The 22,924-nt window shown below is 71.9% G+C and carries 21 protein-coding genes; 9 read left to right on the top strand and 12 right to left on the bottom strand.

Going from position 1 to position 22,924, the window contains the following annotated elements; translation table 11 throughout:
- Positions 1 to 11 precede the first annotated feature (11 nt).
- Positions 12 to 2,861: an FAD-binding and (Fe-S)-binding domain-containing protein gene (locus NNL39_RS04685; protein WP_255160538.1), complete on the top strand. Its 2,850-nt coding sequence runs from the start codon at positions 12 to 14 to the stop codon at positions 2,859 to 2,861.
- Here NNL39_RS04685 and NNL39_RS04680 read toward each other — a convergent pair.
- From NNL39_RS04680 to NNL39_RS04665, 4 genes are all read right to left on the bottom strand, one after another.
- A complete protein-coding gene (locus tag NNL39_RS04680) occupies positions 2,858 to 3,802 on the bottom strand; it encodes an L-threonylcarbamoyladenylate synthase (RefSeq protein ID WP_255160537.1) in 945 nt (314 codons plus the stop codon). The two genes, NNL39_RS04685 and NNL39_RS04680, sit on opposite strands and share 4 nt — an antisense overlap.
- Positions 3,803 to 3,842: 40 nt before the next feature.
- Positions 3,843 to 4,742, bottom strand: a complete 900-nt coding sequence (locus tag NNL39_RS04675; protein ID WP_255160536.1) for a DNA-methyltransferase — start codon at positions 4,740 to 4,742, stop codon at positions 3,843 to 3,845.
- A gap of 112 nt (positions 4,743 to 4,854) precedes the next feature.
- Complete coding sequence (locus NNL39_RS04670; protein ID WP_255160535.1) at positions 4,855 to 6,141, bottom strand: HNH endonuclease signature motif containing protein; 1,287 nt, start codon at positions 6,139 to 6,141, stop codon at positions 4,855 to 4,857.
- Positions 6,142 to 6,219: 78 nt separating this feature from the next.
- Positions 6,220 to 7,581, bottom strand: a complete 1,362-nt coding sequence (locus NNL39_RS04665; RefSeq protein ID WP_255160534.1) for an acyltransferase family protein — start codon at positions 7,579 to 7,581, stop codon at positions 6,220 to 6,222.
- Positions 7,582 to 7,642: 61 nt separating this feature from the next.
- Between NNL39_RS04665 and NNL39_RS04660 the strand changes: the two genes are divergently transcribed.
- Together NNL39_RS04660 and NNL39_RS04655 are read left to right on the top strand one after the other, a co-directional pair.
- Positions 7,643 to 8,299 carry a TrmH family RNA methyltransferase gene (locus NNL39_RS04660; RefSeq protein WP_255160533.1) on the top strand — a complete coding sequence of 219 codons (657 nt, stop codon included), beginning with the start codon at positions 7,643 to 7,645 and terminating at the stop codon, positions 8,297 to 8,299.
- A 31-nt stretch (positions 8,300 to 8,330) separates the two neighbouring features.
- On the top strand, positions 8,331 to 8,702 hold the full coding sequence (locus NNL39_RS04655) for a nuclear transport factor 2 family protein (protein ID WP_255160532.1): 372 nt from the start codon (positions 8,331 to 8,333) through the stop codon (positions 8,700 to 8,702).
- Here the strand turns inward: NNL39_RS04655 and NNL39_RS04650 are convergent.
- Both NNL39_RS04650 and NNL39_RS04645 read right to left on the bottom strand, forming a co-directional pair.
- Positions 8,699 to 9,115: a DUF3253 domain-containing protein gene (locus NNL39_RS04650; protein ID WP_255160531.1), complete on the bottom strand. Its 417-nt coding sequence runs from the start codon at positions 9,113 to 9,115 to the stop codon at positions 8,699 to 8,701. The two genes, NNL39_RS04655 and NNL39_RS04650, sit on opposite strands and share 4 nt — an antisense overlap.
- A gap of 29 nt (positions 9,116 to 9,144) precedes the next feature.
- Entirely contained in the window at positions 9,145 to 10,419 is a 1,275-nt protein-coding gene (locus NNL39_RS04645) for an MFS transporter (protein ID WP_255160530.1), read from the bottom strand.
- Between the two features lie 101 nt (positions 10,420 to 10,520).
- On the opposite strand from NNL39_RS04645, the gene NNL39_RS04640 reads away from it, so the two are divergent.
- The 3 genes from NNL39_RS04640 to NNL39_RS04630 are packed head-to-tail and all read left to right on the top strand — an operon-like array spanning position 10,521 to position 13,151.
- A complete protein-coding gene (locus NNL39_RS04640) occupies positions 10,521 to 11,189 on the top strand; it encodes a TetR/AcrR family transcriptional regulator (RefSeq protein ID WP_255160529.1) in 669 nt (222 codons plus the stop codon).
- 58 nt (positions 11,190 to 11,247) lie between these two features.
- Entirely contained in the window at positions 11,248 to 12,534 is a 1,287-nt protein-coding gene (locus NNL39_RS04635) for an adenylosuccinate synthase (protein ID WP_255160528.1), read from the top strand.
- Positions 12,535 to 12,536: 2 nt separating this feature from the next.
- The gene (locus NNL39_RS04630) at positions 12,537 to 13,151 is read left to right on the top strand and encodes a GNAT family N-acetyltransferase (RefSeq protein ID WP_255160527.1); all 615 of its coding nucleotides are present in this window, start codon (positions 12,537 to 12,539) and stop codon (positions 13,149 to 13,151) included.
- On the opposite strand, the gene NNL39_RS04625 is transcribed toward NNL39_RS04630, so the two are convergent.
- Positions 13,148 to 13,804, bottom strand: a complete 657-nt coding sequence (locus tag NNL39_RS04625) for a hypothetical protein (protein WP_255160526.1) — start codon at positions 13,802 to 13,804, stop codon at positions 13,148 to 13,150. The two genes, NNL39_RS04630 and NNL39_RS04625, sit on opposite strands and share 4 nt — an antisense overlap.
- A gap of 72 nt (positions 13,805 to 13,876) precedes the next feature.
- On the opposite strand from NNL39_RS04625, the gene NNL39_RS04620 reads away from it, so the two are divergent.
- Together NNL39_RS04620 and NNL39_RS04615 are read left to right on the top strand one after the other, a co-directional pair.
- Positions 13,877 to 14,194, top strand: a complete 318-nt coding sequence (locus tag NNL39_RS04620) for a chorismate mutase (RefSeq protein WP_255160525.1) — start codon at positions 13,877 to 13,879, stop codon at positions 14,192 to 14,194.
- Positions 14,195 to 14,258: 64 nt separating this feature from the next.
- Positions 14,259 to 15,218 carry a DMT family transporter gene (locus tag NNL39_RS04615; RefSeq protein ID WP_255160524.1) on the top strand — a complete coding sequence of 320 codons (960 nt, stop codon included), beginning with the start codon at positions 14,259 to 14,261 and terminating at the stop codon, positions 15,216 to 15,218.
- Here the strand turns inward: NNL39_RS04615 and NNL39_RS04610 are convergent.
- Both NNL39_RS04610 and purL read right to left on the bottom strand, forming a co-directional pair.
- Positions 15,139 to 17,634: an HAD-IC family P-type ATPase gene (locus NNL39_RS04610; RefSeq protein ID WP_255160523.1), complete on the bottom strand. Its 2,496-nt coding sequence runs from the start codon at positions 17,632 to 17,634 to the stop codon at positions 15,139 to 15,141. The two genes, NNL39_RS04615 and NNL39_RS04610, sit on opposite strands and share 80 nt — an antisense overlap.
- Before the next feature lie 41 nt (positions 17,635 to 17,675).
- Positions 17,676 to 19,988 (bottom strand): phosphoribosylformylglycinamidine synthase subunit PurL, encoded by a 2,313-nt coding sequence (purL, locus tag NNL39_RS04605; protein WP_255160522.1) that lies wholly within the window; start codon positions 19,986 to 19,988, stop codon positions 17,676 to 17,678.
- A 174-nt stretch (positions 19,989 to 20,162) separates the two neighbouring features.
- Between purL and NNL39_RS04600 the strand changes: the two genes are divergently transcribed.
- Positions 20,163 to 21,386, top strand: coding sequence for a mechanosensitive ion channel family protein (locus tag NNL39_RS04600; RefSeq protein WP_255160521.1), 1,224 nt, complete (start codon positions 20,163 to 20,165; stop codon positions 21,384 to 21,386).
- 15 nt (positions 21,387 to 21,401) lie between these two features.
- Here the strand turns inward: NNL39_RS04600 and NNL39_RS04595 are convergent, their stop codons facing one another.
- The 3 genes from NNL39_RS04595 to purS are packed head-to-tail and all read right to left on the bottom strand — an operon-like array spanning position 21,402 to position 22,883.
- Positions 21,402 to 21,890, bottom strand: a complete 489-nt coding sequence (locus NNL39_RS04595; protein ID WP_255160520.1) for a DUF3817 domain-containing protein — start codon at positions 21,888 to 21,890, stop codon at positions 21,402 to 21,404.
- Positions 21,891 to 21,894: 4 nt separating this feature from the next.
- Positions 21,895 to 22,590, bottom strand: coding sequence for a phosphoribosylformylglycinamidine synthase subunit PurQ (purQ, locus tag NNL39_RS04590; RefSeq protein ID WP_255160519.1), 696 nt, complete (start codon positions 22,588 to 22,590; stop codon positions 21,895 to 21,897).
- Positions 22,590 to 22,883: a phosphoribosylformylglycinamidine synthase subunit PurS gene (purS, locus tag NNL39_RS04585; RefSeq protein WP_255160518.1), complete on the bottom strand. Its 294-nt coding sequence runs from the start codon at positions 22,881 to 22,883 to the stop codon at positions 22,590 to 22,592. The genes purQ and purS overlap by 1 nt, the downstream gene beginning before the upstream one ends.
- Positions 22,884 to 22,924 lie beyond the last annotated feature (41 nt).

Below are 22,924 nucleotides of genomic sequence, written 5' to 3'. Positions count from 1 at the left end.
AGCGCTTAGATATGATCATTGCTGTGGATGCTGCGCACACCGTCAGCACGCAGCGCGCGATCGATCTCGTCGCGATGGCGCACGACGCGAGCCATTACCTGTTGCGCCCGCACACGGTCGCGACCCCCGCCACGATCGAGCAGGTCGCCGCGGTGCTCGCCGAGGCGAGCCGCACGGGAAGCCCGCTGACGTTCCGCTCGGGCGGCACGAGCCTCTCGGGCCAGGCCGTCACCGACCAGTTGCTCGTCGACACGCGCGCGGAGTTCCGCGGCATCGAGGTGCTCGACGGCGGTGAGCGCGTGCGCGTGCAGCCCGGCGCGACCGTGCGCCAGGTCAACGCCCGACTCGCGCGGCACGGCCGCCGTCTCGGCCCCGACCCGGCGAGCGAGATCGCCTGCACGATCGGCGGCGTCATCGCCAACAACTCGAGCGGCATGGCGTGCGGAACCGAGCAGAACACCTACCAAACGCTTGAGTCGATGACCCTCGTGCTCGCGAGCGGCGCCGTGATCGATTCCGCTGCCGCCGATGCGGACGAGCAGCTACGGGCCGCCGCCCCCGAGCTCTGGGCCGGGCTATCGGCCCTGCGGGCGCGGGTGCTCGCCGACGAGCAGTCGGTGGCGAGCATCCGTCGCCTGTTCGCGATGAAGAACACGATGGGCTACGGCCTCAACAGCCTGCTCGACCACGAGCGGCCCATCGACCTGCTCGTGCGCCTCATGGTCGGTAGCGAGGGCACGCTCGGCTGGGTGGGCGAGGCGGTGTTCCGCACGGTGCCGGTCGCGCCGCTCGTCGCGACGGGGCTGCTCGTCTTCCCGACCCTGGCGGCCGCGACCGCCGCGCTGCCCGCCCTCGTCGCCGTGGGTCTCGCGACGATCGAGCTCATGGACGCCACGTCGCTGCGCGTCGCGCAGACCCTCTCGGACGCGCCCGCGGCGATCACGCGGCTCGAAATCGACCGGCATGCGGCGCTGCTCATCGAGGTGCACGCGGCCACGGATGCGGAGCTCACGAGCGGCCTCGCCCGCGCCGAGGCGGCCGTCGCCGGACTGCCGCTCGCCGCCGAGTTCGCGTTCTCGCGCGAGCCCGCCGAGCGGGCTGCGCTGTGGCACGTGCGCAAGGGCCTGTACCCCGCCGTGGCCGGAGCGCGCCCGAGCGGCACCACGGCGCTGCTCGAAGACGTCGCCGTGCCGGTCGCGAACCTGCTGCCCACGTGCGAGGCGCTCGAGGCGATGTTCGCTCGGCACGGCTACGAGAGCGCCGTGATCTTCGGGCACGCGAAGGACGGCAACATCCACTTCCTGCTCACCGAGCGCTTCGACTCGCCCGAGGGCGTCGCGCGCTACGCCGCCGTGACGGAGGAGATCGTCGAGCTCGTGCTCGCACAGGGGGGCACGCTCAAGGCCGAGCACGGCACGGGCCGCATCATGGCGCCGTTCGTCGAGCGGCAGTACGGGCCCGAGCTCATGGCGGTCATGCGCGAGCTCAAGCGGCTGTGCGACCCGGCGGGCGTGCTCAACCCGGGCGTCATCATCACCGATGACCCGCAGGCGCACCTCAAGCACCTCAAGACCACGCCGACCGTCGAGGTCGAGGTCGACCGCTGCGTCGAGTGCGGCTACTGCGAGCCGACCTGCCCGAGCCGCTCGCTCACCCTGACGCCGCGGCAACGCATCGTCGTGCGGCGTGAGCTCGCGGCGGCCGAGGCGCGCGGCGACGCCGCGCTCGTCGAGGCGCTGCGCGTGGACGAGCCCTACGAGAGCGTGCAGACGTGCGCCGTCGACGGGCTGTGCGGCATCGCCTGCCCGGTCTCGATCAACACGGGTGACCTCGTGCGACGCCTGCGCGCGGAGTCCCGTGCGCCCGGCCGCGGCGTGTGGAACGCCGCCGCCGAGCGCTGGGACGCCACGACTCGCACGGCCTCCGTCGCCCTGACGGTGGCGGATGCGTTGCCGACCCCGCTCGTGCGCGCGGCGAGCTCGGCCGCCCGCGCGGTGCTCGGCACCGACGTCGTGCCGCGCTACGAGGCCGGCCTGCCGCGCGGCGGCGCGCGCCGCTCGCGGGTGCTCGAGGCCTCGCCCGTCGTGCGCTTCGCATCGCCCGTGTCGGCGACGCAGTACTCCGCGGTCTACCTGCCGGCCTGTGTCGGCACGATGTTCGGTCCCGAGGGCGGTGGTGTGGGTGGCGATGCTGGCGCCGGAGGAGCGACAGCCGCGTTGCTCGCCCTGTGCGAGCGCGCGGGCGTGACCCTCCTCGTGCCCGAGGGCATCGACGGGATGTGCTGCGGCACCCCGTGGAAGTCGAAGGGCCACGCCGCCGGCCACGCGTCGATGCGTGACCGGGTGCGCGGCGCGGTCGAGGCGCTCGGCCCCGCGGCGGCCGGGCTGCCGATCATCAGCGACGCGGCCTCGTGCACGGAGGGCTTCGCGGGGCTGCTGGCGGCAGAGTCGGCGTCGTCTCGCGTGATCGACGCCGTGACCTTCGCCGCCGAGACCCTGCTGCCCCGGCTGGAGGTGCTGCGGCGGCAGGGGCGGGTGGCCGTGCATCCGACGTGCTCGACGCAGGAGCTCGGTGCGACCGACGCGCTCGTCGCGATCGCGCGTGCCGTCGCCGACGAGGCGGTCGTGCCCGAGGCCTGGGGATGCTGCGCCTTCGCGGGCGACCGCGGCATGCTGCATCCCGAGCTCACGGCGGCAGCCACGGCCGACGAGGTCGCCGACCTTGCCCGGCTGAGCGTCGAGGGCGGAGACTTCGACCACGCCGTGAGTGCCAACCGCACGTGCGAGCTCGGCATGACCCGCGCCACGGGCCTGCCGTACGTGCACGTGCTCGAACTGCTCGAGCGCGCCACGCGGCCCTAGTCGCGGGAGCGGTGACTCGCGCGGGCCAAGCGGTCGCGTACGGCCACCGCCACGCCCGGCCCAGCGGGCTGCCACGCCACGACCCGAGCGATGCCCGCCTCGTCGGCCGCGCGCAGGGCGGCGTAGAGCTCGTGGGCGTAGTCGTCCACTGTCTCGGGATCGGCCAACCGCACGACGCCGGCCGGAGTGGCGTGCTCGCGCAGCGCGATGAAGCCGTCGCCGGGCTGCGGCGGGGCGTCGAGCAGCACGATCGCGGTGGGCGCGTAATGCGAGGGCAGCGACCCGCTGACGCGCACGCCGGGCGAGTGCTCGCCGAGGGTCAGTCCCGTCGTCGTGGCGACTTGCTCGGCCGAGATCGCGCCCGGCCTCAGCACGACGGGCGCCGCACCGGTGCAGTCGACGATCGTCGATTCGATGCCGACCTGCGAGCGCTCGCCGTCGAGCACGAGATCGCCGGGGAGGAAGGCGTCGGCGAGCTCTGCGTGCACGGCGGCAGCCGTGGTCGGCGAGACGCGGCCGAAGCGATTGGCGCTCGGGGCGGCGACGCCACGGCCTCCGAGGCCCTCGAACGCGCGCAGCAGCTGCACCGCGGTCGGATGGCTCGGAACACGCACGCCCACGGTCTCCTGGCCTCCCGTCACCGCGAGCGGCACGGCCGCCGATCGACGCAGGATGAGGGTCAGCGGGCCGGGCCAGAACGCGTCGGCGAGCTGCCGTGCATAGTCGGGCACGTTCTCGGCGAGCTCGGTCAGCAGGTTCGCGCTGCTGACGTGCACGATCAGCGGGTGGTCGGCGGGTCGCCCCTTGGCGGCGAAGATGCGCGCGACGGCGTCGGCGTTCATGGCGTCGGCACCCAGGCCGAACACCGTCTCGGTCGGAAAGGCCACCAGGTGCCCCTCCCGGAGTGCGCGGGCGGCGCGCAGCACGGGTTCGCTCGTCATCGCATCGATTATCCCGTTCCCGCCTCGGGATCCACCGCCGTCAGCCCGCGGTGCTCGGGCGGGGAACCACCGTGATGGGCAGGTCGAGGCGGGCGCTCACGATGCGCACGGCATCCGGGCTCTCATCGATGCTGATGCTGCGCCTGCCGAGCGCGCGGGCGGCGGCGGCGGTCGTGCCGCTGCCGGCGAAGGCGTCGAGCACCCAATCGCCCTCGCGGCTCGAGGCCTGCACGATGCGGCGCAGCACGCCGAGCGGCTTCTGGGTGGGGTAGCCGGTCTTCTCGCCGCCGCTCGTGGGCACGATCGTGTGCCACCACACGTCGGTCGGCAGCTTGCCGCGCGCGGCCTTCTCGGGCGTCACGAGCCCCGGCGCCATGTAGGGCTCGCGATCGACCGACTCGCTGTCGAACCAGTAGGTGGCGGGGTTCTTCACGTAGACGAGGATCGTGTCGTGCTTCGTCGGCCAGCGCCGACGCGACTTGGCGCCGTAGTCGTAGGCCCAGATGAGCTCGTTGAGAAAGCACTCGCGGCCGAACAGTGCGTCGAGCGCGACCTTCGCATAGTGCGCCTCGCGCCAGTCGAGATGCAGGTACAGGGTGCCGTCGTCGCGCAGCAGCCGGTGCGCCTCGACGAGGCGCGGGGCGAGGAAGGCCCAGTAGTCCCCGAACGAGTCGTCGTAGCTGCTGAGCGCCTCGACCGTGCGCGAGTAGCTCGTGCCCGTGAAGCCGAGGTGGGTGCCCTCGGGGTCGCGCACGCTGCGCGTCGTGCGGCGCTGCTGGGTGCGACCGGTGTTGAAGGGCGGGTCGAGGTAGACGAGCTGCATGCTCGCCTCGGGCAGGGCGCGCAGTGCCACGAGGTTGTCGCCGTGCAGCAGCAGGTCGGGGCCGTCGGGTCGCCACAGGGGTTCGGCGCCATGCTCGCCCTGCACCGGGATGCCCATGGCCCGAGATTAACAGCCGCCACCCGCCGCCACCCGCCGCCACCCGCTGCGGCGCGCTTCGCCGAGCCCGATCGCCCGGCTGACTCGGCCGGCCACGAGGACGGCCTGTGGCTCAGGCGAGCAAGGCGACGGCCGGCTCGGTGCGGTACGTGCGCCCGCTCGGCGCACGCCACTCCAGGGCACCCCCACCGGCCTGGTCGACGCGCCAGGCGGTGCGGTGCTTGAGCTGGTGGTGGGCCTCGCACAAGTGCGCGAGGTTGTCATGTCGGGTGGCGCCCTCGTGCTGCCAGTCGACCGTGTGATCGATGTCGGAGTTCGCCGCCGCTCGACCGCACCCCGGGAATCGGCAGGTCTCATCGCGGATGCGCAACCACAGGCGCAGGTCGCGCGGCACCGCGTAGCGCTCGCGCCCGACCGACAGCACCGTGCCCGTCTCGGGATGCGTCAGCAACCGCACGAAGCTCGGCGCGTGCGCCGCGAGGCGACGGGCGACCTCGGTGGAGATCGGACCGAAGCCCTCGAGCGTGCTGGCACCGGCAGCAGGATGCGCCTCGTCGAGCAGGGCGAGCACGGGCACCGTGACGAGCACGGTCGCGCGCACTCCGCGCCCGAGACCCGAGGTGGGCATCATGCCGTCGATGAGCAAGTCGCTGAACACGTCGGCACGGCGTTGCGCGAGGGTGCGGGGCTCGTCGGGCGCGGCCAGCGAGCTCGCCATCTCGGTCAGGCGGCGGTAGGCGCCGACCGCCTGCTCGGCGGGAAGGTAGGCGGTGAGCCAGGCCATGCCGTCACGAGCGGGCTCCAGCCGCACCGAACGCGACCCCTCGGCGTCGCGCCGGCGCTGGTCGACCGAGTCGGGATGCACGCGCTCGCGGATGGCGCGGGCCTTCTGCCGGAACCCTCCGGCCGTGCGCGACTCGGCCTCGGGCAGCGCGGCGGCCTCGAAGTCGGGCCAGACCTGGGCGGGCAGCGTTCGCGCCTCGTCGACGAGCACGCTCGCGTGCCGGTAGCTGATGCGCCCCGAGGCGAGCGCCTCGAGCGTCGGAGTGAGGTCGTGCACGAGCGACGAGCTGTCGGCCACGAGCTGCTCGGCTTCTCGCTCGCCGATGCGCAGAGCGGCGCTGATCTCGGTTGCGGCGACCCGCCGCGCGGTCATCTCGCGCGACCACCCGCTGCCGCCCGAGGGCAGGTGCGACTCGGCCAGGAGCGCGAGCCGCCGCACCTCGTCGATGACGACGGCGCGGTACGCGCTCAGCGAGGCGATCAGACGATCGGTCTCGACGATCGAGTCGAGCACCGCACTGAGCCCCGCGTCGATCGCGGTGATGGGCCAGGCCGGCGCGGCATCAGCACCCTCGGCCGCGTGTGCCGCGAGAGCGGAGGCCGAGGGGTGCGTCATGAGGGCAGTCAAGCACCGAGCACCGACATCCCGACCGGTCCACCGTCGAGCACCGATCCGCTGTGAAAACGGCTCTGATCAGGACTTCTGGTGAGGAGGGGCCACCGGCTCCGATGCCGACGCGGCCGCAGGAGCGCGGGGCGCGGCGACCCCGCCCGCCGCGGCGGCATCACCCGATGCGCCGCTCTCGTTCGCCCCCGCATCCCGCCGCCGCGGCGACCGCAGCAGCACGGCGATGAGCATGAGCGTCACCCCGATCGCCGCGCCGTACGCGGGCGTGAAGCCGGCCACGAGCAGCGTCACCACTCCGGCGATGCCGAGCACGACCTTGAGTGCCGCCATCCACGGGCCGACGGGCGCCGCGGCGGGGCGGCCGCGCGCATCGCTGCGCCGCTCGAGCCAGCCCACCCCGATGACGATCGGGATGAGCAGCAGCGCGACCGCGACGAGGAACGGCGGCCGGCTCTGCCACCACCCCGCGCTGAGCGGCTCGGGGAACGGCGCGCCCGACACGACCAGCACGACGGCGATGAGCACGATCACCGGCACGTGCCACAGGTAGATCTGCATGGCGTTCGTGTTGATCGCACCGCTCAACCCCGCGAGGGTCTCGCGCTCGGCGAGGCGCGCGAGCCACGGGCGCAGGAAGGCGAACAGCAGCGTCTGGCCGACCCCGAGCACGAGGATCGCCGCGGTCGGGGGGTTGAGGTTGTCGTACATGTCGGTCGAGTACCCGACGACGGTCGTGAGGAACAGCAGCCCGCCGAAGGCGGCGAGGCCCGCGAGGCCCAGCATCCACCGCCGGCGCCAGTCGAACCAGCCGTCGGCGAGGCAGAAGCCCAACTGCTGGATGAAGATCCAGACGAACAGCAGGTTGAGGGCGCCGATGAGGGGCTGCGCCGTGAGCAGGGCGACCGTGTCGACGATCATCACGCCGGCGAGCAGCGTGAGCAGGGTCGCCCACGGCGCGCGTTCGTGCAGGCGGGCCATGAGGGGCACGAGGCCCGAGCATCCCAGGTACACCGCCAAGAACCAGAGGGGCTGCCCGATGCGGAAGCCGACGTCGGCGAGCACCTCGTCGGGCAGGCCCACGAGGCCGAGCACCGCGAGCGTGATGCCGACGAGCCCTAGCGGCAGCAGCGCCGGGCGCGCCAGGCGTGCGACGCGGTCGCGCACGTAGTCGGCGCCCGTCACGCCCCGCTCGCGCTGGCGTCGCCAGGCGAGCAGGCTCGAGAAGCCGCCCATGACGAAGAACAGGGGCATGACCTGCACGAGCCACGTGCTCCAGGCGAAGATCGGATGCCCGTCGAGCGAGTTGATGATCGCGAGACCCTCGGTCTCGACCGTGATGCCCGCCATCATGACGTGCAGGCCCACCACGACGACGAGGCAGGCGGCGCGCACGAGGTCGACAGCGTGGTCACGGGTGGGTGAAGCCATGATGCGTTCAGGCTACGTCAGCACGCCGGGCGGCGGTAGCGGCGCCCCGTAGCCTGGGAGCATGACCGAGCCGGCCGAGCCGACCGCCGAGCCCACCGCCGAGCCGACTCTGGAGTGGACGACCCATGGCGTCGGCCCCTGGACGGGGCCGACGCCCGACGACCCGCGCCTCGACCCCGAGCTGCTCGCGCACGGCGACACCCGCAACGTCATCGATCGCTACCGCTACTGGAGCATGGCCGCGATCGTCGCCGACCTCGACGCTCGCCGGCACCCGTTCCACGTCGCGATCGAGAACTGGCAGCACGACATGAACATCGGCTCGATCGTGCGCAGCGCCAACGCCTTCCTCGCCGCCGAGGTGCACATCGTCGGCCGCCGACGCTGGAACAAGCGCGGCGCCATGGTCACCGACCGCTACCAGCACGTGTCGCACCACGAGACGATCGCCGACCTCGTGGCGTTCGCACGTGAGGCCGGCTTGCCGATCGTGGCGGTCGATAACGTCGAGGGCTCGCGACCGGTGGATGCTGCGCCCCTGCCGCGCGCCTGCATCCTGCTATTCGGGCAGGAGGGCCCGGGGTTGAGCGCCGAAGCGCTCGCCGCCGCCGACGAGACGATCGAGATCCGGCAGTTCGGCTCGACGCGCTCGATCAACGCGAGCGCCGCGGCCGCGATCGTCATGCACGAGTGGGTGCGCCACCACGCGAGCCCTTGACGAGCACCCGCCCGCCCGATGGACTGGGCGCATGACCGCGATCACCGACGATCTGCCCGCCCTTCTCATCCACCAAGAGCACGAGTTGTGGGAGGCGATGCGGCACGGCGACGGCGGCACGCACCTGCAGCAGGCGATGACTCCGGATGCCGTGCTCATCGACGACGGATCGCTCGTCGAGCGCTCGGCCGCGATCGTCGCGCTCGACGGCACGACGTGGGGTGCGGCGACGATGAGCGATCAGCGGGTCGTGCGGCTCGGCGACCGGGCCGCGATGCTCGCGTACCGGTTGCGCGGCACGCGCGGCGGGGAGCCCGTCGACGTGTGGGCCACGACAACTTACGTCTACAGCGAGGGTCGCTGGCGCGTGGGCGCCCACCAGCAGTCGCCTGCCGCCGACTAGGGACGCGCCCGACGGAGACGGATCGGGCCCTTGGCTGTCGACGGGTCGACGACCTTCCCGCCCTGCGTGATCTCGACCTCGCCCGCCGCGACGAGGCGGCGGGCGGCGCGGCGCGCGGGCTCCATCAGCTCGCGCCAGGCCTCATCGTCATCGCCCGCGACGGCCCGCGCTGCTTCGCTCGGGCAGATGGTTGCTCCCGTGGCGCGACCGCTCAACAGGCTCCGGATGCTCTCTTCCAGTTCCCGATCGACAGGCCGCACGCCCCGGGCCCGGCACACGTCACTGCACCAGCGCACGGCGTCCCAGTCGCGCGCCCAGCGCGCCCGCCACTCGATACGGCGGCCACACGAGCTGCAGACCTTGTCGGCGCGCGGGTCGGCGGATTCCTCTGCCTGTCCACGCTGCCGACCCATGCCGCAATCCTGCCCGGCGAATCCGACGACTAGCTTCGAGCGGGCGCTCCGCCGGCGCGACGCTCGCGCGCGAGCAGCAGCCCGACCGCGGCGATGACGAACACGGCGATGGCGGTGCCGCCGAACAGCAGCAGCGCGCCGCCGGCCTCGTAGGCGAGCCCCGAGACGGCGGCCGCGATCGTGGCGGCCGCGAGGCCGATGCCGCGCAGCAGCCCCTGCGCCGAGCCCGCGCGGGCCGGGTCGACGGCGTGCGCCATCGCGGCCGCGGCGCCGATGAAGGCGAGCGCCTGACCGGTCGACTCGACGAAGCCCATGCCCGTCGCGATGAAGGGGTTGCCGACGAACCCGTAGAGGGTGACGATCGGCAGCAGGATGAGCAGGCCGCGCCAGTAGGCCGAGACGCCGCCGCGGCGGTCGGCGAGTCGGCCCGCCCAGCCGGCGACGAGCACGTAGGGCACGGCGAAGAGGGCATAGCTCGCGGCCGTCAGCACCGGGCCGGCGCCGATGTCGGCCATGAAGCGCGGCCACACGCCGTCGTAGGCGCCGGTCGGCACCATAACAGCGGCATAGAGCAGCACGATGCCGACGATGCGGGGCGAGCGCAGCAGGTCGAGGCTCGTGCGGGGGGCGCTCGCGCCGAAGCGCAGGGTGCGGTCCGCATCCGTGCCGTCGAAGCCGATGACGCCCGCTGCGATGCCGCCGGTCGTGGGATGCGGGTCGTCGCCGCGGAATGCCGAGGCGGCCGCCTCGCGGAAGCCGACGAGCACCGGCACGAGTGCGAGCAGCACGATGACGGCGGCGACGGCGAGGATCGCGCTCGGGTCGGCGATCGCGAGCGCGAGGCCGGAGGCGAGCGGGCCGACGGCGATGCCGGCGAGCTCGGCGGCACCGAGGCGGCCGAGCAGCTCGCCGCTGCGGGCGTGGTCGAAGCGCACGATGAGGGCGCTCGCGGCGATGACGAAGATGCCGAAGCCGAAGCCGCCCACGGCGCGGCCGGCGATGAGCTGCCAGCCCTCGACGGCGACGGCACTGAGACCGAGCGACGCGGCGACCATGATGACGCCGATGACGGCCATGAGGCGCGCGTGCCCGCGGTCGGCGGCGGGGGCGACGAGCAGCTCGGCGACGAGCGCCGAGGCGAAGCCGGCCGCGGCGAGGTAGCCGATCTCGGCGGTCGTGACGCCGAGCGAGCCCTGTAGTGCGGGGATGAGCGGGAAGATCACGAACGAGGCCGATGACAGCAGCACCATGGCCGTGACGACGCTCGGCACGAGGAGCCGTGCCTGCCGCTGACGCGCGTTCATGGTGACGATCATTCCGTTCTCTTGTTATCCAACTGGACAATAACGCTAGCACGCCTTATCCGGTTGGACAATATCGTGCCTGCGCGGCCTATGCTCGACGCGTGGAAGCAGGCACGAGCGCAGAACGCAAGAGCCCAGAGCGCAAGTCGAGCGATCAGCGGCGCGACGAGATCGTGCGCGCCACGCTGCGGCTCGTCGCCGCCAAGGGCTTCGCCGGTGTGACGCTCCGCGAGGTCGCGACCGAGGTGGGCGTCGTGCACGGCCTCATTCGCCACTACTTCGCGAGCCGCGACGAGCTCGTCGCCGCGGCGTTCGACTTCGCCGTCACGAGCGAGCTCACGAGCGACCGCGCGCTGCTCGACGGCCTCGACCCCGTCGCGGCGCTCGCCGGCTGGCTCGCCGCGACGCCGGAAGACCACTACCGCGTGTGGATCGACGCGTGGAGCGAGGCTCCGCGCACGCCCCCGCTCGCCGCCGCGCTCGACCGGCACCATCGCGACTGCGAGCGCATCCTGACCACCGTCATCGAGCGGGTGGTGGATGCCGGGCTCGGCGCCAGCGCCGACCCCGCGGCCGACTCGCGCCTGCTCACCGCCGTCGCCGACGGAGTGGCCGTGCAGCACCACGCCGTCGGCGTCATCGACGTCGAGGAAGCGAACGCGATCGTCTTCGCCGTGGCCGAGCGCCAGCTGTCGCTCGAGCCGGGCAGTCTCGCCCGCGCGAACCCCGTGCCCGCTCGCGGGCAGTGGGCCGGCGGCACCGCTCGATAGACGCACCGCTCGATAGACTCAAGGGCAAGCCCTCCACCACGTCTCGAAGGGACCACCCATGCCTGCCGTCGTCATCATCGGCGCCCAATGGGGCGATGAAGGAAAAGGCAAGGCCACCGACCTCCTCGCCGGACGCATCGACTACGTCGTGAAGTTCAACGGCGGCAACAACGCCGGCCACACCGTCGTCGTCGGCGATGAGAAGTACGCGCTGCACCTGCTGCCGAGCGGCATTCTGACCGAGGGCGTGACGCCCGTCATCGCCAACGGCGTCGTCGTCGACATCGAGGTGCTGTTCGGCGAGCTCACGGCCCTCAGCGCGCGTGGCGTCGACGTGTCGAAGCTGCTCATCAGCGCCAACGCCCACGTCATCACGCAGTACCACCGCACGATGGACAAGGTGACCGAGCGGTTCCTCGGCAAGCGTCAGATCGGCACGACGGGTCGCGGCATCGGGCCCGCCTACGCCGACAAGATCAACCGCGTCGGCATCCGCATGCAAGACCTCTTCGACGAGAACATCCTGCGCCAGAAGGTCGAGGGCGCCCTCAACGTCAAGAACCACCTGCTCGTCAAGGTCTACAACCGCCGCGCGATCACGGTCGACGAGGTCGTGGAGGAGCTGCTGAGCTACGCCGAGCGCCTGCGCCCCATGGTCGTCGACACGGGCCTCGTGCTGCATCAGGCGCTCGAGCGCGGCGAGACCGTGCTCTTCGAGGGCGGCCAGGCGACCATGCTCGACGTCGACCACGGCACCTACCCCTTCGTCACCTCCTCCAACGCCACGAGCGGCGGCGCCGCCACGGGCTCGGGCATCGGGCCCAACCGCATCGACCGCGTCATCGGCATCGTCAAGGCCTACACGACGCGCGTCGGCTCGGGCCCCTTCCCGACCGAGCTGTTCGACGAGTCGGGCGAGTTCTTGCGCAAGACCGGCTTCGAGTTCGGCACGACCACGGGCCGCCCCCGCCGTTGCGGCTGGTACGACGCCCCCATCGCCCGCTACACCGCGCGCGTCAACGGCGTGACCGACTTCGTCATGACCAAGCTCGACGTGCTCACGGGGCTCGAGAGCATCCCGGTCTGCGTCGCCTACGACGTCGACGGCGTGCGCGTCGATGAGGTGCCCGTCTCGCAGAGCGACTTCCACCACGCGAAGCCGATCTACGAGAACCTGCCGGGCTGGTCGGAGGACATCTCGGGCGCCCGCAGCTTCGACGACCTGCCGAAGAACGCGCAGGACTACGTGCTCGCGATCGAGGCCATGAGCGGTGCGCGCATCTCGGCCATCGGCGTCGGGCCGGGCCGCGACGCGATCGTCGTGCGGCACGACCTGCTCGACTGACCATGGTCGCCGCCGACCTGCCGTTCGTGGCGCTCGAGGGGCACGGCCTGCGGCTCGAGCCCTACGACCCCGCGCACCTGCCGGGGCTCACCGCCGCCCTCGGGCGGCCCGAGGTCTTCGCGGGCGGCTGGGGCGGCGGCCCCGCCGGGGCGCGCACGGGCGACGACTTCGCCGCGTGGCTGCCCACCTACCTGCCGGTCGGGCGCGCCCACGTGTACGTGGTGCGGTCGCTGTCGGTTCCGGATGCTGCGCCCCCGATCATCGGCACCTCGACGATTCTCGACCTCGCCCCCGCGGCCGAGTCGGCCCACATCGGCTACACCGCGTACGCACCCGAGACGTGGGGATCATCCGTCAACCCGGCGGCGAAGCTCCTGCTGCTCGGCCACCTCTTCGACCACGGGTACGGCCGCGTGAAGCTGCAGGCCGACGTGCGCAACGCGCGCTCGCGGGCGGGCATCGAGAAGCTCGGGGCGCAGTTCGAGGGCGTCGCGCGCCGCGACGCGCAGCGCGCCGACGGCTCGTGGCGCGACGCGGCCGTCTACTCGATCGTCGTCGACGAGTGGCCGGCCGTCCGGGACGGGCTGCTCGAGCGGCTCGGCGAGCTGGAGGGCTAGGCCCCCGCGACCGACCCGAACCACACGACGCCGAGCGCGACGCCGCCGAGGGCGGGAACGATCGCGGTGCCGAGCGCCAGCATCCAGTCGCCGACGCTCGGATGGTTTTCACCGGGGGCGGCGGGCGTGCGCAGGGACAGCAGGTGAGCGCGTGCGGGGTGAGCCTCCCAGAAGGGGCGGCCCTGGGCATCCACGCGCCCCAGCAGCATGCGCTGCGGAGCCGCCTGCAGCAGCAGCACGAGCGGAGCGAGCCCCATCGCCACGAAGAGCAACCCGAGGATGATGCCCACGATGTCGCCGCCGAGGAAGAAGGTCTGGAAGAACACGATCGAGAGGCTCACGAAGAGCGCGGGCCAGGCGAAAGCGAGCAGCGCGACGCCGAAGCCCTGGGCGAGCGTCGACCCGATGAACACGACGGCGAGACCGCCGAGCACGCTCGTCGGTGCGAAGGCGACGATCGCATCGGTGCACTCGACCTCCACGACAAACGGGCCCCCGCGAGCACACGACCCGCCGAGTGCGGCGACCGCCAGGGCCACCTGATACAGCAGGGTGATCGCGAGCGCGCCGCCGAACCAGCCCAGCGCCGAGCCGAGCACACGGGTCGCCGCCGCATCGCGCCAGGAGCGGCGCTCGGGCGCATCCATCGTCATGGCGTCACTGTAGGGCGGGGAGCCGCCGCATTTCCAGCCTTCCGCGTGCCCGTCGGGCGATACGCTCGAGACATGGATGACGCGGCCCTCGTCGAGCTCGCCTCGCTGCGGCGCAGCATCGACAACATCGATGCAGCGCTCATCCACCTGCTCGCCGAGCGCTTCAAGTGCACGCAGACCGTCGGACGCCTCAAGGCGGCGACCAACATGGCGCCGAGCGACCCGGAGCGTGAGCGTGTGCAGATCGGGCGCCTGCGTGCCCTCGCGGCCGAGGCGCAGCTCGACCCGGCCTTCGCGGAGAAGTGGTTCAACTTCATCGTCGCCGAGGTCATCCAGCACCACGAGCAGATCGCCACGACCGGCACGATCGCGACCGACCCCGAGCAGTAGCGGCTTCGCGCCGTCGTGGTCACCGGCGGCCGTGCGCGCCAGTGCGCGGCAGTAGTCTCGCCAGGTGACCAGCGCTCCGCCTCCGCCCCCGGCCCCGCCCCGCTCCTCCGACGCCTGGATCGCGCTGCAGTTCACGCTCGCCGGAGTCGTCTGGGGCGCCAGCTTCCTGTTCATTGCATTGGCGCTCGAAGGGCTCTCGCCCGCGCAAGTCGCGACGGGTCGCACGCTCTTCGGCGCGATCACGCTCGGGCTCATCGCGCTCGTCACGCGCGATCGTCTGCCGCGATCGGGGCGCGTGTGGGCGCACCTGGCGCTGCTGTCGGTGACGTTCGCGGTCATCCCGTACATGCTCTTCGCGTGGGCGCAGCAGTACGTCGCCTCGGGGGTCGCGAGCATCCTCAACGCCACGACGCCCATCATGACGGCGCTCATCGCGGGGCTCGCCTTCCGCATTGAGAAGCTCTCGCGCGAGCAGGTGCTCGGCATCGTCGTGGGCATCATCGGCGTCGTCGTTATCGTCGGCCCGTGGCAGGGCATCGAGCCGGGTTCGGGCGGCATCGCGCCCTACCTCGCCCTGCTCGGCGCCACCGCCTGCTACGGCTTCAGCCTGTCGTACATGCGCCGATTCTTGAGTGACAGCGGGGTCAGCGCGATCGTCTTCAGCTTCGTCATGATCGGCCTCGCCGCCGTGTGGATGCTGCTGCTGACGCCCGTCATCGGCGCCGACCCGGTCGAGCTCAGCCCGACGGTGCTCATCGCCATCGTGCTGCTCGGTGCGCTCGGCACGGGCCTCGCCTACGCCTGGAACCAGAACGTCGTGCGCGCCTGGGGACCGACCCGCGCTGCGACGGTCACCTACATCTCGCCGCCCGTCGGCGTGCTGCTGGGCGTGATCGTGCTCGGCGAGACCCTCGTCTGGAACGAGCCGGTCGGCGCCGTGCTCGTCATCCTCGGCGTGCTGCTCGCGCAGCGGCGAGTGCGCCTGCCGAGTCGTCACCGCCGCGCGACACCAGACGGTGGGTGACCTCGAGCGCGACTGAGCCGATCGCGCTCGCGCCGACGGCGACCAGCAGCAGCTCGAGCGGCGGGGCGCCGAGCTGCAGGAAGTCGGTGACGAGCGGGATGAGCAGCAGCACCGGCAAGCCGAGATACGCCGCGACCACGACGAGGCTCGTGACGAGCGTGAACGGCCGCGACAGGATGACGAGCACCCACAGGGCCGTGAGCGTCAGCGTGATGACGGCCGTGGTCTGCACGACTGCCGCCTCGGCGCCGCCGAGGTAGGCGTAGGCGACGACCGAGATGAGCGTGCCGCCGACGATGAGCCCCGAGGGGATGCAGAAGCGAGCCGCGCGTCGCAAGAAGCCGGGGCGGTAGCGCTGGATGTTCGGCAGCAGCGCGAGCACGAGCGCGGGCAGCCCGATCGTGAGCCCGTCGACGATCGACAGCTGCCGCGGCAGGAACGGGAACGGCCACAGCAGTGCGCCGAACACAACGGCGAAGAGGATGGCGTAGGTCGTTTTCGACAGGAAGAGCTTCGCGAGGCGCTCGACGTTCGCGATGACCTGGCGGCCCTCGGCGACGATGCGCGGCAGGCGGCTGAACTGCCCGTCGAGCAGCACGAGGCGCGCGACCGCACGCGTCGCCGCCGCGCCCGAGCCCATCGCGATGCCGAGGTCGGCATGCTTGAGCGCGAGCGCGTCGTTGACGCCGTCACCCGTCATCGCGACGGTGTGGCCGAGGCGCTGCAACGAGAGCACCATGGCCTTCTTCTGCTCGGGGGTCACACGCCCGAAGACGCGGTGCTCGGCCATGATGGCGTCGAGCTCGGCCTCATCGGTGGGCAGGGTGCGCGCGTCGAATCCGGGCCCGTCATGGTGGATGCCCGCCTCGCGCGCGACCGCGGCGACCGTTCGCGGGTCATCACCCGAGATGACGCACAGCTCGACCTCCTGCTCGCGGAAGTAGCTGAGCGTCTCATGCGCGTCGTCGCGCACCTTCTCGCGGAACGACACGAGAGCGACGGCGCGCAGGCCGGCGGGCAGCGCGGGCTCGGGCAGCCGCTCCCCCTCGGCCGGCTCGACCGGGGGGTCGAGGATGACGTCGGTGCGGGCGAGCACCACGGTGCGCTCGCCGGCCGTCGCGCGCGCGGCGAACCGCGCGAGAGCATCCGTCGAATCGGGCACATCGGCCAGGACGATGTCGGGGGCGCCGACCACCCAAGTGCCGCGGGCGGGGCCGTCGGCGAAGGAGACGGCGCTCCACTTGCGGCGGCTCGAGAACTCGATCGCGCGCACCGGCGGTGCGACGGGCGGCGAGGTGAAGCGCTCGGCGAGGGCGCGCGCCGTGGCGTTGGCGTCGCGATCGGCGCCCATCCACGAGAGCGCGGCCACGGCGGCAGGGTCGAGCTCGGGGCCGACGAGCGGCTCGGCTGCGCTATCGAGCATCGAGCCGGCGAGCGGCTCGATCGAATCGAGCACCATGCGGCCCTCGGTGAGCGTGCCCGTCTTGTCGAGGCACAGCATGTCGACGCGCGCGAGGCCCTCCACGGCCGCGAGCTCTTGCACGAGCACCTCGCGGCGCGCGAGCTTCACGGCGCCGACGGCGAGGGCGACGCTGGTCATGAAGACGAGCCCCTGGGGGATCATCGCGATGAGGCTCGCCGCCGAGGCGACCGTCGCCTCGCGCCAGGCGCCCGTCGCGATCGCGACCTCCCAGCCGCCGACCGCCTGCATCTGCCCGTTGACGACGATCGCGCCGACCGGCAGCAGCAGTATGGTGATCCACTTGATGATGCGCGCGATGCCGCTGCGCAGCTCGCTGCGCACGAGCGAAAACTGCTTCGCCTCGGCCGTGATGCGCGCGGCGTACGAATCGGCGCCGACACGGATGACCCGCGCGAGCCCGCTGCCCGCCACCACGCTCGAGCCCGACATGAGCTCGCGCCCGGGTGGCGAGGCGACCGGGTCGGCCTCACCCGTCAAGAGGGATTCGTCGACATCGAGCCCGTGCGCTTCGAGCACCTCGGCATCGGCCGTGACCTGGTCGCCCGCGGCGAGCACGAGCACGTCGTCGAGCACGACCTCGCCGACCGCGATCTCGGCGACGGAGCCCTCGCGCAGCACGCGCGCCTTCGGGGCGTTGAGCACCGCGAGTCGGCTCAGGGTCAGCTTGGCCCGGAACTCCTGCGCCACCCCGATCACCACGTTCGCGATGACGAAGAACCCGAAGAGGGCGTCTTGCCAATAGCCGAGCACGAGCAGCAGGGCGAAGCTGCCCCCCACGATGAGGTTGAAGAGCGTGAACAGGTTGGCCTGCATGATGCGCCAGAACGACCGCCCGGTGTCGTTCGGCATCACGTTGGTCTTCCCGAGTTGCGTGCGCGAGCGCACCTCGGCGAGGCTGAGTCCTGCGGGGGAAGTCGCGCCGGTGGTCGTCACGGGCGTGAGCCTAGTGGTGCGGGCTTGGGCAGTCCTCGGGTTTAGCCCGCGACCAGCGGGCCGAAGCGCGCGGGCAGCGTGTCGCGGTGGGCGTGCCGCAGCTCGGCGAGGCTGAGCGTGAAGCGGTCTTGGATCTCGAGGCCGTCGACCTCGCTGTCGGTCACGCCGACGCGCAACACGGGCACATCCCGCCCCTCGCACAGGCCGCGGAACTTCACGTCGTCTTCGCGCGCGACCGACACGAGCACGCGGGCCTGCGACTCCGAGAGGAGGGCGGCGAGAGCATCCACCCCATCGCGCTCCATGAGCTCGGTGAGCCAGACGCGCGCGCCGAGACCGAAGCGCAGCACGCCCTCGGCGAGGGTCGCGAGCAGGCCGCCCTCGGAGAGGTCGTGCGCCGAGGTGACGAGCGCCTCTTCTGCGGCCGCGGCCATGAGGCTCGCGAGGTTCTTCTCGGCCGTCAGATCGACGCGCGGCGGGAGCCCGCCGAGGTGGCCGTGCACGACGTCGGCCCAGACCGAGCCGTCGAGCTCGTCGCGCGTGACGCCCAGCAGGTAGAGGTTCTCGCCCTCGTCTTGCCAGCCCGAGGGGAGGCGGCGGTCGACGTGGTCGATAACGCCCATGACGGCGACGACGGGGGTCGGGTGGATGGGAACATCGCCCGTCTGGTTGTAGAACGAGACGTTGCCGCCCGTGACGGGGATGCCCAGCTCGAGGCACGCGTCGGCGAGACCCGTGACGGCCCGCTCGAACTGCCACATGACATCGGGGTTCTCGGGGCTGCCGAAGTTGAGGCAGTCGCTGACGGCGCGGGGCGCGGCTCCCGTCGCGGCGACGTTGCGGTACGCCTCGGCGAGGGCGAGCTGCGCGCCGACGTAGGGGTCGAGCTGGCAGTAGCGGCCGTTGGCGTCGGTCGCGAGCGCGACGCCGAGGCCACTGACCTCGTCGACGCGGATCATGCCCGCATCGTCGGGCGTCGCGAGCGCCGTGTTGCCGCCGACGTAGTAGTCGTACTGGTCGGTGATCCAGCTCGTGTCGGCGAGGTTCGGCCCGCCGAGCACCTGCAGCGCCTGCGCGCGCAGTTCGGCGTCGTCGGCCGGGCGCGCGAGCCGGGCGCTGCCGTCGGCCTGCAGGGCGTCGAGCCAGGCGGGCCGCGCGAAGGGCCGGTGGTACACGGGGCTGTCGATCGCGACCGTGCGCGGGTCGACGTCGACGATCGTCTCGCCCTGCCAGTGGATGATGAGCCGACCCGTGTCGGTCACCTCGCCGAGCACGCTCGTCTCGACATCCCACTTGGCGGTGACGGCGAGGAAGGCGTCGAGCTTGCTCGGCTCGACGATCGCCATCATGCGCTCCTGGCTCTCCGACATCAGGATCTCCTCGGCCGTCAGCGAGGGGTCGCGCAGCAGCACCCGGTCGAGGTCGACGACCATGCCGCCATCGCCGTTGCTCGCGAGCTCGCTCGTGGCGCACGAGATGCCGGCGGCGCCGAGGTCTTGGATGCCCTGCACGAGATCGGCCGCGAACAGCTCGAGGCAGCACTCGATGAGCACCTTCTCGGCGAAGGGGTCGCCGACCTGCACCGCGGGCCGCTTCGTCGGCCCGCCCTCGCTGAACGTGTCGCTGGCCAGAATGGATGCTCCGCCGATGCCGTCGCCACCGGTGCGCGCGCCGAACAGCACGACTTTGTTGCCGACGCCGCGGGCGTTCGCGAGGTGCAGATCCTCGTGCCGCAGCACGCCGACGGCGAGCGCGTTGACGAGCGGGTTGGCCTGGTACACGGCGTCGAAGACGGTCTCACCGCCGATGTTGGGCAGCCCCAGGCAGTTGCCGTAGTGGCTGATGCCGCTGACGACGCCCGGCACGACGCGCGCCGTGTCGGCGTGGTCGATGGCACCGAAGCGGAGGGCATCCATGACCGCGACCGGCCGCGCGCCCATCGAGATGATGTCGCGCACGATGCCGCCGACGCCCGTGGCCGCGCCCTGGAAGGGCTCGATGTAGCTCGGGTGGTTGTGGCTCTCGATCTTGAAGGTGACGGCCCAGCCCTCGCCGATGTCGACGACGCCCGCGTTCTCGCCCATGCCGACCATGAGATGGGTACGCATCTCGTCGGTCACCTTGCTGCCGAACTGCTTGAGGTGCACCTTGCTCGACTTGTACGAGCAGTGCTCGCTCCACATCACCGAGTACATCGCGAGCTCGCCGCTCGTGGGGCGGCGGCCGAGCAGATCTTTGATCGCCTGGTACTCGTCGGCCTTGAGCCCCAGCGCCTCGAACGGCTGCACCTTCTCAGGGGTGGCGGCGGCGTTGGCCACGGTGTCGGGAGCGGGAATCTGCACGGGGCTCGTCACGGCATTCAGCCTACCGGCGGCCTAGGCTGGTGCCGTCGCCGCCCGAACTGCCCCTGGGAGCCCCGCATGAACGCTCGCACCATCTGGACCTACGCCGCGATCGGTGTGCTCGTCTTCCTCGGCGCCATGTTCCTCGGTCTCGCGCTCAACCAGTGATCGCGAGATGCTGAGCGCATGAGCCCGCAGACGCTGTTCGACCTCGTCGACGCCGAGGGGGTGCCCGAGCGCGGCTGGGTCTTCCTCATCGTGCTGACGGTGCTCATGCTCGCGGTCGCCGCGCTCGTCATCGTCATCGTGGAACTGGTCGTGCGGCTGAGCGCGCCGCGCCACCCCTGGACGGCGGTGCTGCTGCGCCACACGCGCCGGGCCCTGCGCCTGCTGCTCATCGTCGTGGCCGTGTGGATCGCCGTCGACCTCGCGGCACCGGAGACGCGCTTCTCGGAGGCGATCGACCGCGCCCTCACGATCGGCGTCATCGGGCTCTTCGCGTGGGTGCTCGTCGAAACCGTCGACTTCGCCTTCGAGGGCGCGAAGAGTCGGTTCCCGATCGGCGCCGACGCCACGCGCGGCGCTCGCCGCGCGCACACCCAGCTGACCTTCCTGCAGCGCCTTGTGACGGTCGTCATCATCGTGGCGGCCGTGAGCGCGGGCCTGCTGACCTTCCCCGAGATGCAGGCGCTCGGCGCGAGCCTGCTGGCCTCGGCGGGCCTCGCCGGCATCGTCGCGGGTCTCGCCGCGCAATCGACGCTGTCGAACGTCTTCGCCGGGGTGCAGATCGCGTTCAGCGACGCCATCCGCGTCGACGACATCGTGATCGTCGAAGGCGAGTGGGGGCGCATCGAAGAGATCACCCTCACCTACGTGGTGGTGCGCATCTGGGATGACCGGCGCCTCGTCGTGCCCTCGACGCACTTCACCAGCACGCCCTTCGAGAACTGGACGCGCACGGGCAGCGAACTGCTCGGCTCCGTCGAGCTCGACCTCGACTGGCGCGTGAGCCCCGCCGCGATGCGGTCGCGGTTGGCCGAGATCCTCGACGGCACGCCGCTGTGGGACCGCCGCGTCTCGGTGCTGCAGGTCGCCGACGCGGTCGGCGGGCTCGTGCGCGTGCGCATCCTCGTGAGCGCTGCCGACGCCGGCTCGCTCTTCGACCTGCGCAACTACGTGCGCGAGCAGCTCGTCGAGTGGGTGCAGCTCGAGAGCCCCGGCGCGATGCCGCGCACGCGCGTCGTCATGGTCGATCGCGCGTCCGCCGACGACGCGGCGCCCGCCGTTGATCCCGCCGACCAGTCGGCGAAGCGCCAGCTGTTCAGCGGCACGCCCGAAGCGCACCAGCGCGCCGAGCAGATGCTCGCCCCCTCGGCCGACCCGGATGCCCCGAGCCGCGCGGGAGCCTGACCGCCTCGACGCCCGCTAGGCCTTGGGAACCGGCGGGCCCAGGATCAGCAGCACGGTGAAGAGCACCACGACCGCGAGCAGAATGAGGCTCGCGAGCAGGTACGGGTGGTTGAGCATCCACCGCACCAGTCGGTCGAACCAGCGCTGATCACGCGGGTCGTCCGTCGCCTCGCGGCGCCAGTCGCCCTCGAGCTTGCCGGTGCGGTGGGCCCACATGTCGAAGGGGATCGTCGCGTAGGGAACGATCGCCGTGACGACCGCGAGCAGGCCGAGGCCGACGCTCCAGCGCTGGTTGATCGCCGTCAGCACCGCCGTGGCGCCGTAGGCGAGGAAGACGAAACCGTGGATGCTGCCGCCGATCGTCACCGCGATGTCGAGCCCGATCGTGGCGCGAAGGATGAGGCCCGTGATGAGCAGCGTCCACGTGATCGCCTCGGCGATCGCGACGATGCGGTAGAGCTTCTTCGGGGTCAGGCGTGCGGGTGCGGTGGAGGTCGTCGTCACGCCGCTAGCTCAGCACGCTCTGCTTGATCACCGATGTGAAGAACGTCAGGCCGTCGACGCCCGAGCGCATGGCCGCGGGGGTGTTGGGGCCGAATCCCGGCTCGACGGCGTGCTCGGGGTGCGGCATGAGGCCGACGACGTTGCCGCGCTCGTTGCGCAGACCCGCGATGTCGCGCAGCGACCCGTTGGGGTTGACGTCGAGGTAGCGGAAGGCCACGAGGCCCTCGCCCTCGAGTCGGTCGAGCGTCGGCTCGTCGGCGATGAAGCCGCCCTCGCCGTTCTTGAGCGGGATGGTGATCTCCTGGCCGGCCGTGAAGCCGTTCGTCCAGGCCGAGTCGGTGCTCTCGACGCGCAGGCGCTGATCGCGGCGGATGAAGTCACCGTGGTCGTTGCGGATCAGACCGCCGGGCAGCAGGTGCGCCTCGACGAGGATCTGGAAGCCGTTGCAGATGCCCAGCACGGGCATGCCGCTGTTCGCGGCGTCGATGACCTCGGCCATGATCGGCGAGCGCGCCGCGATGGCGCCGCAGCGCAGGTAGTCGCCGTAGCTGAAGCCGCCGGGCAGCACGATCGCGTCGACGCCCTGCAGGTCGTGGGTGCCGTGCCAGAGCGCGACGGGCTCGGCGCCCGCGAGGCGGATGGCGCGCTGCGCGTCGCGGTCGTCGAGCGAGCCCGGGAAGGTGACGACGCCGATGCGCACTAGCGGGTCTCTCCGGCCACGCCCTCGCCGACCCCGTCGGCGGCCGAGCCACTGACGTGCACGCTGATGACGTCTTCGATGACGCCGTTGCTGAGCATGTCGGCCGCGAGTTGCTGGGCGGTCTCGAGCAAGGCCGCGTCGATTTCGCCGTCGACGTGCAGCTCGAAGCGCTTGCCGATGCGCACATCGCGGATGCTCTCGTGGCCGAGGCGGTGCAGCGCCCCCGCGACGGCCTTGCCGGCGGGGTCGAGCAGTTCGGCCTTGGGCATGACCTCGACGACGATGGTGGGCACGGTGGACTCCCCGGGGTGGGTCGGCGGGTGGATGTCTTGAG

Origin of the sequence: Microcella humidisoli, assembly GCF_024362325.1 — a bacterium.
Taxonomy (GTDB): Bacteria; Actinomycetota; Actinomycetes; order Actinomycetales; family Microbacteriaceae; genus Microcella; species Microcella humidisoli.
This window is presented reverse-complemented; position numbering and strand designations above follow the sequence as displayed.